Origin of the sequence: Moraxella cuniculi DSM 21768, from assembly GCF_900156515.1 — a bacterium.
GTDB classification, from domain to species: Bacteria; Pseudomonadota; Gammaproteobacteria; order Pseudomonadales; family Moraxellaceae; genus Moraxella; species Moraxella cuniculi.
This window is the reverse complement of record NZ_FTNU01000009.1, coordinates 1-16,255: the sequence shown is the minus strand read 5'-3', so window position 1 is coordinate 16,255 and position 16,255 is coordinate 1. Positions and strand designations below refer to the sequence as shown.

The window sequence follows — 16,255 nt, the reverse complement described above, 5'->3', positions numbered from 1 at the left end:
AATCTTTGCAAAAAATACAAATACGCAAGCTATCTTAACCTGATTATAACAAAAAATCTCAGGGGGGGGGGGAGTGATATATTTTTATATTTTGTAAATAAAGTCTATGATTGTGATTAAAAATTTTAGGTTGGTTGTTGAATAAACTTTGAAAATTGGCATTGTATGAATCTAAATTGCCAGATTAAGGTCAATGTTTGGTGCATTTATTTGGAGTAAAGGGCAGGGTGCTTGTGCTGATTGTGTCAATGACAGATGGGAAAATGCAGTTTGGGGCAGGGTGTATTTTCATTAAAAAACCCCAGCAAAACTGGGGCATTTAATAATGGCGGAAGCTGAGAGATTCGAACTCTCGGTGGGCTATAAACCCACGCCGGTTTTCAAGACCGGTGCATTCAACCGCTCTGCCAAGCTTCCGTAAGCGGTTATTGTACCATACGGCACTGTTTAATAATGGCGGAAGCTGAGAGATTCGAACTCTCGGTGGGCTATAAACCCACGCCGGTTTTCAAGACCGGTGCATTCAACCGCTCTGCCAAGCTTCCAATGCCGTGTATTATAGCTTAATTTTTTGTAAATGCAAGCGTTTTTTGTAATATTTATAAAATTTTTTGGCTTAAGATGGGTGATTTAATCAGGCATAATCACGATAATAAAAATAGCAAGGCAGTGTCATGTGGGCAATTATTATTGATATTTTCTAAATAATATAAAATCAAACTTGGTGAGAGATGGTGGCACCAATCAAAACAGCTTTGCTTGCCTTCTGGGGGTGTGCAATTGCTCAATGCTGACCTGTTCACTGCTGCGGCAATTGACCTGTGGTGCGATGATGTCTCGTGCCAATGCAACAATTTCATAGATGGTGCGGCGAGTATGCACAAGATTGTTGCGAGGCGTTAGCCAGTTTAAGGGGATTGCCAAATCAGCAGGCGTGGCAACGGTGGCAATGCCTGCTTGGGCAAACTGACGGCGAGCACGTGCCATGTGGTAGCGGTCAGTGATCAAATAGGCGGTTTTTGGCAGTTGATAATGTGTCAATAATTTGGCACTGAATCTGGCATTTTCACAGGTATTCATGCTGGCATTTTCGGTGATGATTTGTGCCTGATTATTTAGTTTTTCTTGTAAATAGTCATTAATCCAAGGTGATTCTACACCACTGGTGATGATGGTGGCTGGCTGATTTTGGTAGCTGATGATTGTTTGATTTGCACGGCTTTGACTATAATGGTTAAGTGCGATTGCTCCTTTGGAATCTCGTGTCAGACCACCACCTAGCACAATAATGCTATCCGCTTTATCAATATTATCCAAGCTTAAGGTTGAGTACAGCGAGAGCAGAGCTGCCCCAACATTGGCAAAAATTGGTGTGATTGCACTGACGGCACCCAGTATCAGGACGGTGCTGCCTATGATGACTATTTTTTTGGCGAGCAGTAGGCGTGATTTGGTCTTATTGATAGCTGCCATCAGCATTCACCCAAACAGGTTCACGCACCAAAGTGATGCCAAATTTTTGCTGCACGCTGACAATGATGTGATTTTGAGTGATTGCAATATCATGTTGCGTGGCACTTTGCGGAGCATGATTGGTCAGTACCAGTGCTTGTTTTGTGTGAGTTAGGATAGGGGTGATACCGCCACCTTTAAGACCTGCCTGCTCAATCAGCCAACCAGCTGGCAGTTTTACCAAAGCATCATTAATAGGATAGTGAGGCATGGTCGGATATTGGCAAATCAATTGCTGAAACTGCCCATGGCTAATGATTGGATTTTGAAAAAACGATCCGCAGTTGGGCAGAATTGCAGGGTCGGGCAATTTACTCTGACGAATGGCAATAACTGCATGATAGATATCAATGGCATGAATGTCATCACGACCAGCGGCGGTGGCAAGTGTTAGGGCTTGGTTGTGCAAATCGCCATAATTGCTTTGTATGCGTGTTGCGGTTTTGTGCAGTCGCAAAGTAATGGCGGTAATCAGATAGCGATTTGGTTGTTCTTTAAAGATGCTGTGCCGATAGGAAAATTGGCATTCTTCGCGGCTTAGTGTAAGAAATTGTGAATTTTCCCAGTCGTAGACCTTGACGCAGACCAGCACATCTTCAAGCTGCACGCCGTAAGCACCGATATTTTGCACAGGGGCGGCACCAGCCAAACCGGGAATCAGTGCCAAATTTTCAATGCCGTACCAGCCTTGCAGGGCGCAATGGCTAACCAAGTCGTGCCAATTTTCGCCAGCTTTTACCTCAAGCAAAATCTCATCATCGTTTTCGCTTAGGATATGTTTGCCAAGCATGCGTGGCAAAATGACGGTGGCATTTAGCACGCTTGGCAGCAGCACATTGCTACCACCAGCAAGCACAAACCATCTGCCAGTAGGGCGAATGCTCGGCAGGGCTGCCTCATCATGCACCACGATAGCAGTGTCTGCACATGAGTTGAGTGCCATCGTATTCATGGCGGATAAGTCGTAATTGTGATAAGTTTGAATCATGTGCATCATCGTGTTAAGTTTCAGGCATTATAATCGTTGCTGGGCTTATAAGTCAATCGCAAAAGGCTATCAGGCTTGCCATGTGGCAAGATAGCCATCAGCAATACTCTCCAAATGCTCAAACATCGCCAAAAAATCCTTGATATCGCCATAATAAGGGTCGGCAACGGCTTTACCTTGTGGGTCAAATAACCCAAGTGTGGCAACTTTGCGGTTGTCTGCGTATAGTACAGCACGAGCGTGCAGGGTCTTTAGATCTTTTAAGTTATTCTTATCCATCGCAAAAATCATCTCAAACTCATAAAAATCCTCCACAGACACCTGCCGAGCTTTGAGCGTACTTAAATCATAACCCAAGCCGCGTCCCACTTGAATGGCACGATCATCAGGGCTTTCGTTGATATGAAAAGCTGCGGTGCCTGCTGAATCTAGGCGGATATCAAGCTGTGCCTCTTGGCATTTTTGACGCATGATGGCTTCGGCAGATGGGCTTCTGCAAATATTACCAAGACAAACAAACAGGGCGGATTTTGGTTTCATTATTTTTCCTAATAACAGTTTTTGATAAATAATATAAATCAACTGGGATTTGTGCAAAAATACTTAAAAATTGTTTTTTAATTTTTGCAACTCTCGTCTGTCTTTTTTGCTGGGGCGAGTATCAGGTCGAGCCAAATTATCCAGCTTTCGCTGCTGCGCCATAAATTCACGGCGGACGCGACTTTCTTCGGTTTCTTCATATAAGGTGGCAGCGATGGTGGCATTGCCTCGATTTTCTGATAACTGTTTGATAATAATGGTTTTTTCTTCTAGGCGTGTGGCATGACCTTGACGAATGGTGAGCGTATCGCCGATTTGCAGCTCGCGACTGACTTTAATTTTGGCATTGTTTATCTGCACTTTGCCAGATTCAATGGCTTCTTTGGCAAGGCTGCGAGTGCGGAAAAATCGTGCCGCCCACAGCCATTTATCGGCACGCACTTTGGTGAGTTCAGATGGGTTCATTGTTTGCCTTTTTGTGGTTTGTGCTGTCATCAACTATCGTCAAAAACTCGCTGGAGAGTATAAATGTTTATTCCTCACTTATGGGCCGATTGTCGCTTGCCTGTTTGATTTTTTCTTGCAGGTGATGGATATAATCGGTGGTGGCTTGGTTTTTTATCCGAAAGATTTGTGATTCTTGGTTATAATTGCACGCATCTTCCCAAGTTACAAAAAAGATTTTTCTGCCAAATTTATTAGGCTGTTTGAAATAAAATTCAACGATATAATTTCGGCTATCTATTAAATATCGGAATTTGTATTCAACTTTTTTTATATCACAAAAGCGAATTTCTTCATAATCATTATTAATAATGACGATAAAGCCATCAGGCGTTTCCCAAACTTCATCAGCATGATGCTTGTTTATTTGAAAACGCCAATATAAATTGCTAATGAAAATTATCACGCTTAAAATAATAAAACCAATATCACCTTTATACCAACCAATTGCCAAGAACATACAAAAAATAATTGACATTAGGTAGATGGATAAGGGTTTTGATAAAGCGGTGAAATCAACGGCGATATTTTTGGCACCACGCTGTCTTAAAAATTGGCGGTCTAGCATAAGTGTTTGACCGTCAATTTGTCTATCATCATAGTCATCATATCACTTCAAAAACAACTGATAGCCGACATTGTCCGTCAAACTTTCGCACTCATAGCCAATCTCGGTGAGGGCATCCATGATTTGTCGTGATGAGCCAGCCGATGCCTGTAAGCCCACCAAAATCCGCCCCTCAGCCGCTCCATGATTGCGATAGTGGAATAAAGTAATGTTAAAGTCCTGACCTAATTTTTCAAGAAAATTTAACAATGCACCAGGGCGTTCTGGGAAAATTACCCGAAACAGTTGCTCGTCTTGGATATTGGCATGACCACCAATCAAATAGCGAATATGCGTTTTGGCAGTTTCATCATCGGTCAGGTCATAAGCATGGTAATTTTCGGTCAAAAGTTTGGCGATGGTGCTACGTTCTTTTTGACCTTCTTTAAGGCCAATACCAACAAAAATATGGGCTGGATCGGTAGGATTGCTGGTATCAACGCGATAGTTAAATTCGGTGATATTGCGTCCTTGTAGCGTGCGACAAAATTCCAAAAACGCCCCTGTTTTTTCGGGAATGGCAACAGCAAAAATCGCCTCTTTTTGCTCGCCAATCTCGGTGCGTTCAGCAATATAACGCAAGCGATCAAAGTTCATGTTTGCCCCAGAGATGATGGCAACACAGTTTTTGTTTTTTAAGCCATGCTTATTAATGTATTTTTTCATGCCAGCGATGGACAAAGCACCTGCGGTCTCAACAATGGCACGATTTTCCTCAAAAATATCTTTGATTGCAGCACAGATTTCGTCATTGGTACAGGTGATGACCTCTGGTTCGACCACTGTGCCCGTGCCGTCAGATTTTGTCATTTTGGCGATTTCAAGGGGTTTTTCGCCGATTTGGGCAACTGCCACACCGTCAGCAAATAACGATACTTGCGGCAGGCGAACTCGTTCTTTGGTTTCAAGAGCAGCTTTTAGGCAGGCTGCTCCTTCAGGCTCGACAGCGACCACTTTAATGTGCGGAGCAACTTCGCCCAAAAATGCCGCCACACCCGCCATTAAGCCACCGCCACCAACTGCCACAAAGACATAATCAATATCTCGCCATTGCTGAGTAAGCTCAAGCCCAATCGTACCTTGACCTGCGATGACCAGCTCATCATCATAAGGGGCAATGTAGGTCAAGCCATCGGTTTGTGATTTTTCGATGGCGAAACGATTGGCCTCATCAAAGCTATCACCATGCAAATGCACATTGCCACCAAAGGATTTGACTGCTTGCACCTTAATATCTGGCGTGGTGGTTGGCATGACAATTAGGTTATTTATCCCTAGACGATTTGCCGAATATGCCACCCCTTGTGCGTGATTGCCAGCAGAGGCACAAATCACGCCACGCTTTTTCTCATCATTACTAAGCTGGCTGATTTTGTTATAAGCACCTCGCAGCTTAAAACTAAACACAGGCTGCAAATCCTCGCGTTTGATGCGAATGTCATTGGCAAACCGCAAGGATAATTTTTTGGCAGGCTCAAGCGGTGTGCGAATGGCAACATCATAGACGGTGGCTTGCAAGATGGCACGGATATAAGGGGTGAGCATGGGGTGTCCTTTAATAATAGTAAGTCATTGATATCATTGATGTATTTTTTGATATTTGTTCATCAGGTCTTGGTCTGGGTTTGATGATTTAAATGATGCGTGATTGCCGTTGCCAAGACAGCAGCTCAATGATAAAGCAAGTGCCTAATAAATAATTAATACCACTCATCACGCAATGCCTGTTGAATTACCAAGCCATCGCCCAGCTGGTTGCGGTTTGGCAGAGTTTTGATAAAATCGGTCAGTAGTTCATCGTGTTTTGGCGTGGCAAAAGATTGCAGAGTTTGTGGCGACAGGTCTAGTGCAATCATTTGATTTTCCTAAATTTACCACCGTTTTTATTAAAAAATTGGATATGATTATCAGTTATCATACCCAATTTGCTTTATAAATTCAATGACAAATCAAGCATCGAGCTGAGCCATCACTTCATCGCTAAAATTAACATTGGTATAGACTTCTTGAACATCGTCCAAATCTTCTAGCATATCAATCATTTTTAGTACTTTTTGGGCATCGTCAATATTGTCAATGTCGGCAGTTGTGCTTGGCGATAGGGTAACTTCCATATTGTCAGGCTTAAGCTCGGCATTTAATAAGGCATCAACCACAGCACCAAAGTCGTTCGGCTCGGTGATGACCAGCAGGCTTTCGCCGTCATTTTCAATGTCGCTTGCTCCCGCCTCTAGGGCAACTTCCATCACTTTATCCTCAAGCGATGTATCATTAAAGACAATCTCGCCTCGCTTGGTGAATAGATAGGCAACTGAGCCTGAGGTGCCAAGATTGCCGCCATGCTTGCTAAAGACATGACGCACCTCGCCCACCGTGCGATTGACATTGTCAGTCATGGTCTCAACGATGACCGCCACACCGCCTACGCCATAGCCTTCGTAGGTGATTTCTTGGACATTATCACCCTCGCCACCACCTTGACCACGCTCAATGGCACGCTTGATGACATCTTTGGTCATGTTGGCGGCGTTGGCTTTTTCAAGGACGGCACGCAGGCGAGGGTTGTTGGCAGGATCAGGATCGCCGCCTTTGCTGGCAGAGACGATTTCACGGATAATTTTGGTGAAAATCTTGCCTTTTGCGGCATCTTGCTTGGCTTTGCGATGCTTAATATTCGCCCATTTACTATGACCTGCCATAATACACCTTAATAATAACTTAATAAATTAATAAGAAAATTAACAAATAATTTGTTTGTAATTAAAATAACAATTTTAGCAAATTTTTGCTGGCTTGATAAGTCTTTATCATGAAAAAATATCAAAATGCCGAATTGCTTTGATGAATTTATAACTTATTTTTTTGTTGAATATAAATTTTTGTTGTGATATGCTTGGTTTGGTAGTGAGCAATGCCAAAAATTGACCAACAAATACCACAATCATCACAAAAAGGAGTTGTTATGTCTGATGTATTATTAATGAAATTAGGAAAACTTGACAAACAGGCAATTTGTGCTGTACAGCCCTCATTTGATGAATTAAAATCAAGCAATTATAAAGATGGTGCGTATCGATTTCGCAAATATTCCAAATTGGCTTTTGCCAAGGGTCAGCTGACTGTGCTGCCCAGTGATGGCTTTGTGCAGACGGGCAAACTTAATGAATTTCAGGGTGATGTGTTGCGTTGCTATGAGAATTTGAGCGAACAAACCGTGCAATCTGATGGCTTTGGGCAGATTTGCCATGCTTTTGTCAAAGCGTGCAATCTGCCAAGCAACTGTCAGCTTGAGGTGCATCAGATGCGAATCATTGCCCAAGATAACAGCACGCCTGCCGAAGCTACCCCTGAGGGCGTGCATCAGGACGGCTTTGATTTTGTGGGTGTGTTTACCATCGCTCGCCACAATCAACAAGGCGGTGCATTAATGCTGTGGCAGCATAAAACCGATGATACGCCACTTGCTTGCGTATCGCCAGAGCCTGCAGATTATTGTATCATCAATGATCGCACGCTGTGGCACAGTGCTTCTAGTGTGAGTATTGCTAATAAAGATGATGTTGGTTATTGGGATTTGTTTGTGGTTACAGCAAATCGTCCCAATTGATGAATTTTTGATTATTTTAAATTAATAGATTTATTAGGTAATTAAATGATTACACAACAGCTATTGATGGATATTCGCAAGCAGTTTCCTGCATTGATGCAGACAGATGATGCGGGCAATGTGCCGATTTATTTTGATGGGCCGGGTGGCTCGCAAGTTCCGCACTGCGTCATGCAAGCGATGGTGGCGTATCTTTGCTTGGGCAATAGCAACATGGGCGGTTATAATCAGGCTTCTGTTCGGACGATGGCGGTGAATGATTTGGCACGCCAACAAGCTCGTGTGTGGCTGGGCGGCGGAACAAAGGCACAGATTGTTTTTGGGCAAAATGCAACCAGTTTGATGTTTATGATATCAAGGGTGATTGCACGCACTTGGCAGGCAGGTGATAATATTGTGCTAAGTTCGCTCGATCACTATTCTCATGTTTCGTCATGGCAACAGGCAGCGGATGATGCTGGCGTAGAGGTGCGAATGATACCGCTGAACGATACGCTGAACGATTTGGATTATCAGGCGGCAGAGGAGTTGATTGATGGGCGAACGCGTTTGGTGGCGATAACCGCTGCTTCTAATTTAATTGGCACAATGACAGACATAGCACGCATTAGCCAGATGGCAAAGGCAGTCGGAGCATTGCTAAGTATCGATGCGGTACACGCTGCGGTGCATATTGCCAGCGAATTTGAGGCTTGGGGTGCGGATTTATTATTTGCCTCTGCCTATAAAATCGGTGGGCCGCATTTGGGTATGATGTTTGCCAAGCACGCTTTATTGACACAGCTTCGCCCATATAAGGTTGAACCTGCAACCAATGTGGTGCCGATGTCGTATGAGCAAGGCACGCAGTCCTTTGAGTCGCAGGCAGGGTTTGTGGCAATGATGCGATATTGGTCGGCACTGGGGCTTGATGACGGCTTGCCTTCTTTTGATGAAGTGGGTACGCAGTCGCAATATGACTTGACGACAACAAGCAGGCAGAAAACTTATCACAAGGTGATGGCATATGAGCAGACACAAAGTCAGTATCTGCTGGAGAAATTTAAACAGCGTCCGTTTTTACAACTTTATGGCAAGCAATCTGCCAGCAATCGCACGCCAACTTTTGCCTTTAATGTCATTAAGGCAGGTGTTATCCAAGATGGTGCAAAGCTAAGCCAATGGTTGGCTGGCTATAACATTGCTTTGGGTTTTGGGAATTTTTATGCCAAAAATTTAAGCGAGCGACTTGCCGACACAGGGACAGTGCTGCGACTGGGCTGTTTGCATTATACGACTTTTGCCGAGATTGACAGATTGTTTGAATTGATTGATCAGGCTGTTTGTGAGATGTATCAGATTACACTGCCTTAGGTTTGTTAAGATATTTATTGTGCTGACAGTCGACACAATTTGGTTGAGTGCATAATGGCAACTTGTATTTTTAAATGTTAAATTATATTTATCTTAAATAAAATCAATCTATTTTTGTTTTATTCGCCATGCAGATAATGACTGGTTGTGGATTTTTATATTTTAATTTTGTTAAAAAATAGTTAATAGAGTTGCAGACAGGATAAAATTTAGCATGATTTGTCCTTTGTGGCACGGCTAATCGTTAATAAGTGATACAAGGTTGATGGTTAGAATTTTGTGGATTTATTTGATAGATGTTTTATTGATTCTCCAAAATACACAAACATAAAAACACTTGCTGCCAATAGGGTAATAAGGGCGGCAACATAGCCAATATTACCCAGAGAATATGCAGCAATACTAAGACTGCCAATCATCGCACCTGCACCAATGCCAACATTAAAAATCCCTGAAAAAATTGACATGGCAACATCGGTGGCGTTTGGGGCAAGTTTTAGCACACGCAGTTGCAAGGATAATGCCAAAGCGGTAAATGCCACACCCCAGACAAAAATCAGCAGTGTCCAGATGGTGAGAGTTTGGGCAAATATCAACAAAGTCAGCAAGCTGACAATCATAGCAACAAAGCCAATAAGGATAAATTTATTAAGTAAAATTTCATAATAACGCCCAAAAAGCACACTGGCGACAATGCCCGCCACACCAAAAATTAACAAAGCCACGCCAATAAAACGATTGCCAAAATTGCTGATGTGCAGAATAAATGGCTCAATGTAGCTGTAGGCGGTAAAGTGTGCGGTAACTGTCAAGACAATCATGGCATAGACCAGCAGCAGGGCTTTGTTTTTGGCGATGGCAGGCAGGCTTGCCAAATTACCTGTGTTTTTGGCAGGCAGTGTTGGTAAAACCACTGCAAGCGTAAGCATAATCACAAGACCGACCACACCAATCACAGCAAAAGTTGTCTGCCAGCCAAATGCCTGTCCAAGCAGCCTGCCTATTGGCAGACCAAGCACGGTTGCCAACGCACCCCCTGTGGCAAGCAAGCCTAAAGCACGAGTCTGCATACCCTCTGGGGCAAGCCGAACCGCAAGGCTTGCTGTGATTGACCAAAACAGTGCATGACAAATTGCCACCATAGTGCGGCTGATGAGCAAAGTGCCAAAACTGTTTGCAAGATAGGACACGCCATGACTGATGGCAAACAGGGCAAAGATGGCAATCAGCAGTTTTTTGCGTTCCATCTTTGCTGTCATTAGCATCATCGGCAGTGATAGCAGTGCCACAATCCATGCATAGATGGTCATCATCACCCCTGTGGCATCGGCACTCATGCCAAAACTTGTACCGATGTCAGTCAGCAGGGCGATGGGGATAAATTCTGTGGTATTAAAAATAAATGCTGACAAAGCCAAAATCACCACAGGCAGCAGACTGGTCGGCTGTTTATTATCGAGCGAAAATTGATTCATGGTGTTCATTGGCTTATTGTTTGTGGCAGGAAATTATTTGTTAGCAGAGCCATCAAGATGTGCCGTGCGATGGCTTTGGCAAATATACAATCTATCATTATGCAAGATAAGTACGGCAGAAACAAAGTCGCCGCAAGCAAATAAGCCGTAGCGACTTATTAAACATCAAACTGGCACAGCAGAGCCAAAGTCAGCGAATAAATCATAGTCGCTTGCTTCATCAATCAGTACTGTGAACATATCGCCAGCCTTGACAGTGTGGTTGATATTATCAAGATAAACATGACCGTCAATCTCTGGTGCGTCAGCATAGCTGCGACAGATGGCGATATTTTCCTCTGTGTCGATCTCATCAACCAGCACCACAAGTTGTTTGCCGACTTTTTCGGCGAGTTTTTCGGCACTGATTTGTTGCTGCAATGCCATCAGTGCTTCATAGCGTTGCTGTTTGATATGCTCTGGCACTGGGTTGGGCAAATCATTGGCGACAGCACCCTCGATTTCAGAATAAGTAAAGCAGCCCACACGATCTAGGCGAGCTTGTTTTAACCAGTCAAGTAAATAGGCAAAATCCTCGTCAGTTTCGCCTGGGAAGCCAACCACAAAAGTTGAGCGAATGACAATATCAGGGCAAATCGCACGCCATGCACGGATACGCTCAAGAGTATCTTCGCTCATCGCAGGGCGTTTCATCGCCTTTAAGACATTGGGGCTTGCATGCTGAAAGGGAATGTCAAGATAGGGCAGCAGGCCGCCTGTGCCAGCAGAATTTGCCATGCTCTGTGCCATAATCTCTACCACGGCATCAACATGTGGATAGGGGTATACATAATGCAGACGCACCCAAATACCCAGCTTGGACATGGCTTGGCACATATCAAAAAATTTTGACTTGAGTGGCTGACCGTCCCAAAAACTGGTTTTGTATTTTAAATCCACGCCATAGGCCGAGGTGTCTTGTGAGATGATAAGCAGCTCCTTTGCCCCTGAATTTTTTAGGGCAGCCGCTTCTTTCATGACCGAATCAATCGGTCGGCTAACCAAGTCACCACGCAGCGATGGAATGATACAAAAAGTGCATCGATGGTTGCAGCCTTCAGAAATTTTTAGATAAGCATAATGTTTGGGCGTAAGTTTAATGCCAGCATCATCAATGAGATCAATTTTGGGGTCGTAGTTTTTGCTTTTGGTGGGCTTGGGCACATGATGAGTTACTGCCGTTACCACTTCTTGATAAGCATGAGCCCCTGTAACTGCAAGCACTGCAGGGTGCATGGTGCGAATTTTTTCGGCATCTTTGCCTAGACAGCCTGTTACAATCACTTTGCCATTTTTGTTAATTGCTTCGCCGATGGCATCTAGGCTTTCTTGCACAGCTGATTCAATAAAGCCACAAGTATTGACCACCACCAAATCCGCACCATCATAATCTTTGGCGACTTGATATCCTTCACGAGTCAGCTCTGTAATAATGCGTTCACTATCAACGAGTGCCTTTGGGCAACCCAGCGAAACAAAGCCGATTTTGGGATTGTTGCTTGATGATGGTTTGACGGCATTTGCTGTCTGGGCGACAGTGCGATTTTGGTTATGATTGGCTTGATGATGGTAGGCCGATTCTGTGTTTTTTTGTGCTTTTGGATTAAATACGGTTGGCGTGCTGGACATGGCTGGCTCAATTTGCTGGTTATTGCTAAGTGCTTTATAAATGCTTATTTTAGCATAGAATTTATTACAAAACATCCTTGATGAGATGGTGTAAATTGGCAGTTGCTGCTTGCCAAAAACCGATGTTTTGACAAGAAAAAATCCCCAAGACAGGGGAGACTTGGGGAGAAAGTGAAAAGCTAATAAAAGCCACACTAAAAATGGCGCAGCGGACGGGGCTCGAACCCGCGACCCCCGGCGTGACAGGCCGGTATTCTAACCAACTGAACTACCGCTGCTAAGTGGTGGGTGGTAACGGGATCGAACCGCTGACCCTCTGCTTGTAAGGCAGATGCTCTACCAACTGAGCTAACCACCCTAAAATGCTTTTTTATGATACTGTGTCAAGGTATCGCATTTTAAGTAACATTTTCAAAAACTTTAAAGAACTTGATTTTCGCCTTGTTCATCGTCTTTGTGGTGCGTATTATATACGAAATTTATCAACTGTCAAACTTTTTTTGGGGAAAATTTGGTATTTTTGTTGATAAAGTTTGTAACTTATTGAAATTTAAAGGATTTAATTATCTTAATTTTATGCCAAATAAACGCAATAAAGCAGCACATAAAATTACCAAGCTGGAAAAATCCAGTTTGGCAATAAGGTTGGTGCAATAATCACTCTGCATAATCATACAAAACCGACCAGATGGTTTTTACCCAAGCGAAAGTATTGTGCTTGAGCGGTCGCCAAACATGGTACGATTAAGTGGGTGGTTATGCTTGGGCTTGATGAAAAATTTGACGCAATGTTGCCTTATAAAATTCAAAAGCATCGATCGCACCAGCGATGGCTTCATTTTGGGCATTTTCATCAAGATTTAGATTATTTAAGTGTTCGCGAAACGCCTTCCAGTGCTTGCCACGACCGTCAGGGTGTGCGTCCAGATGGCGGGCGGCAAATTTTTCGTCAAATCCGAGCTTTTCTTTGGCATCTTTGAACAAAAATGCCGCACCGATATTTGAACCTTCGGCACAGTACAACCAGCCGATGGCTTGATTGCCAGTGGGTTTTGGCAAAGGCTCGGCAAACTGATATTTCGCCTGTCCCAAATCCGCCAAATCCGCCAGCACGGCATCATAGCGAGCCATTTGTGCCAAATCGTTGATGGCTTGGTTTAGGGTAGTGTCTTTATAAATATCATCAACAATGCGATGAAAGACAGATTGTAGTTTTAAAAAATTAATGTAGTTTTCTTTGCTGTCAAAAGGCTTAACTGACATTACCAAATTATCCACACTGTCATGCACGGTGCGGGTTTGTTCTTTTAGCTTATCAGCAAAAGTTAAATCACTCATGTATGCTCTCCTTTGGTGAGTGGGTTTGGGCAGGCTTGTGGCTTGGGCTGCAAGCACTGCCACTGCGGGTTAAAATTTATATTCAAGCGATACGGCAAAGTTGCGACCAGGTGCATAGAAGCGTTCTAAGCCTTTGCCCTGTCTATCAACCGTGTTGGTTGTGCCGTAGCTGTTAATGCCACGCAATGCGTCCCAAGTATGATATTTGCGGTCAAATACATTATAAACACCAGCACGAACAGTGGCACGCTCTGTTGGTTTATAAAAACCAAAAATATCAAATACTTGAGCGGATTTGTTCAAATAAGGTGCGGTAATGGTCTCTTTGTACAATTCGGTACGATTGCAGACATTTTCGCCAGTCCACCAGTCAAATTCATAAGCAAGGCAGCGGCTTTTGATGTCCTCAACTTTGGCATCATTTGCTTTTTTTGCACCCAAATAACTAAGGCGACTAAAGACACCCCATTTGCCTGTTGGTGCTTCGTAATCAATGCCGACGATACCTTTTATGGGTTGGATTGACAATAAGCTATTGCCTGTGGATAGTTTACCACGACTGTAGCCTAATGAGCCATAAAATTTCCAGCCTTTGGCTACAGGAAAGATTTGATCCAGGTTCAGCTTAGTTTGCAATTCCAGTCCAGAGATGCGAGCTTTGTCAATATTGACTGTTTGATTCATCGGAGTTTGATAGGTACGACCATATTCTTGTTGCACAATCAAACTGGTCTGTTCGGACAAAAAGTCTCGATATGAAGAGGTGTACAGTCCCAAATCAAGCAACCCCTTGTTATTATAACCTTGCAAAGATAAACTGTGGCTTAGGCTTTTTTCGGGCTTAAGCTCTGGGTTTGATTTCCAAGTGCCGTATGGATTTTTGAAGGTAAAATACATCTCTGAGGCGGTTGGCACACGGTAGCCTGTGCTGATTTGATAGCCTGTTTTCCAAGCTGGGCTAAATTGCCAATTAACCCCTGCAAAACCACTGGCAACCTTAAAAGTCTTGCCATCAGGTTTGCCTTCACTGGTGCAAGCCTGACTGCATGCAGCATTTAGCTCTTGGGGTTTGATGGTCTCTTGGTCGTATCGTAAGCCTGCAGCGGCTGACAGCCGTTCAGTAAGACGCACACTGTCTTTGATAGAGATGCCAAGCTGCTCAGTACGCATCGGATACTGAATGGTATAGGTATTTTGGTAGGCGTAATTTGTGCCAACACCGCCACGGTCATTGTTGATGTTTTTAAAGTCGCGGCGTGCCACATAGGCTTTGGCAGAGAGGGTATGCTCACCAATGGTGCTGCCAAAGGGCTGAAAATCAGCACGCAGGCTTAGGCGATCAAAGTCGGTTTGCATACGGCGGTCAAAAATTTCGTCTAAATTTTTCTCGGCAGATTGGGTGTTGGTTCGCCAATCATAAGGGTGCGTGCCTTTATAATTAATCGCCGATAAATCGGTTTTTTGTTTGTCGTAATCAACACGCAACTTGGCAAGCCAATCGCTTGGTGGGCTGTATTCATAAAACAGGTTGCTGTTGGTGCGTTTTTGTCTATCATCAGCCTCACGCCACATAGAGGACAGCAGCATATAAGAGCGTTCATCGGTGTAGTTTTTGCCATTTTGTCCATTAATGCTGGCACCAATTCGATGATTTGGTGTGATTTGCCATGCCAGTTTTGCCAGATAACTGCGGTTTTTGTGCGTGGCAGGGTCTGGGCGTTGGCTTTCGCTGCCCAGTGTCAAGTTGCCTTTGCCGCGGCTTTTTAGCTCATGACCTTGACGCTGTGAGTACAGTGCCAGTGCTTCGAAGTTGTCGTTTTGGTAGGCGGTGCCGATGGTGTGCGTCCATTCACGATTTTTGCTGGCATATCCTGTGCGAACGATGCCTCCGAGTGTATCATCGCCAGTTAAAATATCGCCAGCATCAAGCGTGCGGTATTGTACCGTGCCGCCCAATGAACCGCTGCCTGAATTAAAAGAATTCGCTCCTTTTTCAAGGCTGATATTACGCACAAGCTCTGTATCAATGCTTAGCCGAGATGGATTAAAATTGCCATAGCGAGCATACAGGGTGTTTTCTTCGGAATCTGGCAGATTGACACCATCAATGCTAATGCCGACTCGGTTGCCCTCAACGCCACGCATGGCAAAGCCTTTTAGGTGGCGACCATTGTCAGCAATGCCGACATCGGTGGAGTAGCGTACCAAATCACGCACATCACGCACCATGTTATTATCAAGCTCATCACGACCAAGCGATTCTGTGTTGGCGGCTTTGTTGCGTTTGGCGATGACGACGGTTTTGCTAAGCTGCACGCTTGGCACGGTGCTAGGTTGGGTGGTGTTGGCAAAACCCGTTGTGGCGGTTAATATACCAAGCACAAGCGGCGAGAGTTTTAGCGATGATTTTTTCATAATAATTTATCAATCCTTGAATTAAAATTTAACTATAAAGATAAAAATAGTAATGATAAAGATTATCATTTATTTTCAAATAATAACAAATCTTATTTATTTTGGCAACATTTTTTCGTTTAATTTTCTGATAAAAATAAAAAACCCCTGAATTGAACCGCACCCCAAAAGTTAGACATTCCACTACTAACTCTTGGGGTGCTTTCTATGGCAAAATACACACTTGATTTCAAGCTGTCTGTGATGGC

Annotated in this window: 14 protein-coding genes and 4 tRNA genes; 2 read left to right on the top strand and 16 right to left on the bottom strand. The window is 43.8% G+C overall.

Annotated features, from left to right (window positions below; all coding sequences use genetic code 11):
• Positions 1–326: 326 nt before the first annotated feature.
• The 10 genes from BW928_RS06205 to BW928_RS06165 all read right to left on the bottom strand — a co-directional run bounded on the left by BW928_RS06205 (position 327) and on the right by BW928_RS06165 (position 6,850).
• Positions 327–417, bottom strand: a tRNA-Ser gene (locus tag BW928_RS06205).
• 37 nt (positions 418–454) lie between these two features.
• Positions 455–545, bottom strand: a tRNA-Ser gene (locus BW928_RS06200).
• 199 nt (positions 546–744) lie between these two features.
• Complete coding sequence (locus tag BW928_RS06195) at positions 745–1,473, bottom strand: YdcF family protein (RefSeq protein WP_227516563.1); 729 nt, start codon at positions 1,471–1,473, stop codon at positions 745–747.
• Positions 1,457–2,500 (bottom strand): UDP-N-acetylmuramate dehydrogenase, encoded by a 1,044-nt coding sequence (murB, locus tag BW928_RS06190; RefSeq protein ID WP_076555444.1) that lies wholly within the window; start codon positions 2,498–2,500, stop codon positions 1,457–1,459. Before murB ends, BW928_RS06195 begins: the two co-directional genes overlap by 17 nt.
• A 69-nt stretch (positions 2,501–2,569) precedes the next feature.
• Positions 2,570–3,040 carry a low molecular weight protein-tyrosine-phosphatase gene (locus BW928_RS06185; RefSeq protein WP_076555372.1) on the bottom strand — a complete coding sequence of 157 codons (471 nt, stop codon included), beginning with the start codon at positions 3,038–3,040 and terminating at the stop codon, positions 2,570–2,572.
• A gap of 63 nt (positions 3,041–3,103) precedes the next feature.
• Positions 3,104–3,505 carry an Hsp15 family ribosome-associated heat shock protein gene (locus BW928_RS06180; protein WP_076555371.1) on the bottom strand — a complete coding sequence of 134 codons (402 nt, stop codon included), beginning with the start codon at positions 3,503–3,505 and terminating at the stop codon, positions 3,104–3,106.
• A gap of 67 nt (positions 3,506–3,572) precedes the next feature.
• A complete protein-coding gene (locus BW928_RS06175; RefSeq protein ID WP_143821508.1) occupies positions 3,573–4,022 on the bottom strand; it encodes a hypothetical protein in 450 nt (149 codons plus the stop codon).
• Between the two features lie 132 nt (positions 4,023–4,154).
• On the bottom strand, positions 4,155–5,696 hold the full coding sequence (ilvA, locus tag BW928_RS06170; RefSeq protein WP_076555369.1) for a threonine ammonia-lyase, biosynthetic: 1,542 nt from the start codon (positions 5,694–5,696) through the stop codon (positions 4,155–4,157).
• Between the two features lie 155 nt (positions 5,697–5,851).
• Positions 5,852–6,007 carry a hypothetical protein gene (locus tag BW928_RS11655; protein WP_158078446.1) on the bottom strand — a complete coding sequence of 52 codons (156 nt, stop codon included), beginning with the start codon at positions 6,005–6,007 and terminating at the stop codon, positions 5,852–5,854.
• Positions 6,008–6,100: 93 nt separating this feature from the next.
• Complete coding sequence (locus BW928_RS06165) at positions 6,101–6,850, bottom strand: YebC/PmpR family DNA-binding transcriptional regulator (RefSeq protein WP_076555368.1); 750 nt, start codon at positions 6,848–6,850, stop codon at positions 6,101–6,103.
• A 263-nt stretch (positions 6,851–7,113) separates the two neighbouring features.
• Here BW928_RS06165 and BW928_RS06160 point away from each other — a divergent pair, with 263 nt between their 5' ends.
• Positions 7,114–7,758, top strand: coding sequence for a 2OG-Fe dioxygenase family protein (locus BW928_RS06160; RefSeq protein WP_076555367.1), 645 nt, complete (start codon positions 7,114–7,116; stop codon positions 7,756–7,758).
• A gap of 45 nt (positions 7,759–7,803) precedes the next feature.
• On the top strand, positions 7,804–9,111 hold the full coding sequence (locus tag BW928_RS06155) for an aminotransferase class V-fold PLP-dependent enzyme (protein ID WP_076555366.1): 1,308 nt from the start codon (positions 7,804–7,806) through the stop codon (positions 9,109–9,111).
• Between the two features lie 269 nt (positions 9,112–9,380).
• Here the strand turns inward: BW928_RS06155 and BW928_RS06150 are convergent, their stop codons facing one another.
• The 6 genes from BW928_RS06150 to BW928_RS06125 form a co-directional block, all read right to left on the bottom strand.
• Positions 9,381–10,586, bottom strand: a complete 1,206-nt coding sequence (locus BW928_RS06150) for a sugar transporter (protein ID WP_076555365.1) — start codon at positions 10,584–10,586, stop codon at positions 9,381–9,383.
• Between the two features lie 165 nt (positions 10,587–10,751).
• Positions 10,752–12,254: a 30S ribosomal protein S12 methylthiotransferase RimO gene (gene rimO, locus BW928_RS06145; protein WP_076555443.1), complete on the bottom strand. Its 1,503-nt coding sequence runs from the start codon at positions 12,252–12,254 to the stop codon at positions 10,752–10,754.
• Positions 12,255–12,455: 201 nt separating this feature from the next.
• Positions 12,456–12,532: transfer RNA gene (locus BW928_RS06140), tRNA-Asp, on the bottom strand.
• Between the two features lie 4 nt (positions 12,533–12,536).
• Positions 12,537–12,612 (bottom strand) — tRNA-Val (locus tag BW928_RS06135).
• Between the two features lie 398 nt (positions 12,613–13,010).
• Positions 13,011–13,592: a biliverdin-producing heme oxygenase gene (locus tag BW928_RS06130; protein WP_076555364.1), complete on the bottom strand. Its 582-nt coding sequence runs from the start codon at positions 13,590–13,592 to the stop codon at positions 13,011–13,013.
• A gap of 69 nt (positions 13,593–13,661) precedes the next feature.
• Positions 13,662–16,007: a TonB-dependent hemoglobin/transferrin/lactoferrin family receptor gene (locus tag BW928_RS06125; protein ID WP_076555363.1), complete on the bottom strand. Its 2,346-nt coding sequence runs from the start codon at positions 16,005–16,007 to the stop codon at positions 13,662–13,664.
• Positions 16,008–16,255 lie beyond the last annotated feature (248 nt).

What these genes read in the sequence shown, in the direction of transcription:
- BW928_RS06130 (WP_076555364.1), bottom strand. Translation starts at nt 13,592, where the DNA reads ATGAGTGATTTAACTTTTGCTGATAAGCTAAAAGAACAAACCCGCACC.
- BW928_RS06160 (WP_076555367.1), top strand. Translation starts at nt 7,114, where the DNA reads ATGTCTGATGTATTATTAATGAAATTAGGAAAACTTGACAAACAGGCA.
- BW928_RS11655 (WP_158078446.1), bottom strand. Translation starts at nt 6,007, where the DNA reads ATGATTGCACTAGACCTGTCGCCACAAACTCTGCAATCTTTTGCCACG.
- BW928_RS06185 (WP_076555372.1), bottom strand. Translation starts at nt 3,040, where the DNA reads ATGAAACCAAAATCCGCCCTGTTTGTTTGTCTTGGTAATATTTGCAGA.
- ilvA (WP_076555369.1), bottom strand. Translation starts at nt 5,696, where the DNA reads ATGCTCACCCCTTATATCCGTGCCATCTTGCAAGCCACCGTCTATGAT.
- BW928_RS06180 (WP_076555371.1), bottom strand. Translation starts at nt 3,505, where the DNA reads ATGAACCCATCTGAACTCACCAAAGTGCGTGCCGATAAATGGCTGTGG.
- BW928_RS06155 (WP_076555366.1), top strand. Translation starts at nt 7,804, where the DNA reads ATGATTACACAACAGCTATTGATGGATATTCGCAAGCAGTTTCCTGCA.
- rimO (WP_076555443.1), bottom strand. Translation starts at nt 12,254, where the DNA reads ATGTCCAGCACGCCAACCGTATTTAATCCAAAAGCACAAAAAAACACA.
- BW928_RS06150 (WP_076555365.1), bottom strand. Translation starts at nt 10,586, where the DNA reads ATGAATCAATTTTCGCTCGATAATAAACAGCCGACCAGTCTGCTGCCT.
- BW928_RS06195 (WP_227516563.1), bottom strand. Translation starts at nt 1,473, where the DNA reads ATGGCAGCTATCAATAAGACCAAATCACGCCTACTGCTCGCCAAAAAA.
- BW928_RS06125 (WP_076555363.1), bottom strand. Translation starts at nt 16,007, where the DNA reads ATGAAAAAATCATCGCTAAAACTCTCGCCGCTTGTGCTTGGTATATTA.
- BW928_RS06165 (WP_076555368.1), bottom strand. Translation starts at nt 6,850, where the DNA reads ATGGCAGGTCATAGTAAATGGGCGAATATTAAGCATCGCAAAGCCAAG.
- murB (WP_076555444.1), bottom strand. Translation starts at nt 2,500, where the DNA reads ATGATTCAAACTTATCACAATTACGACTTATCCGCCATGAATACGATG.
- BW928_RS06175 (WP_143821508.1), bottom strand. Translation starts at nt 4,022, where the DNA reads ATGTCAATTATTTTTTGTATGTTCTTGGCAATTGGTTGGTATAAAGGT.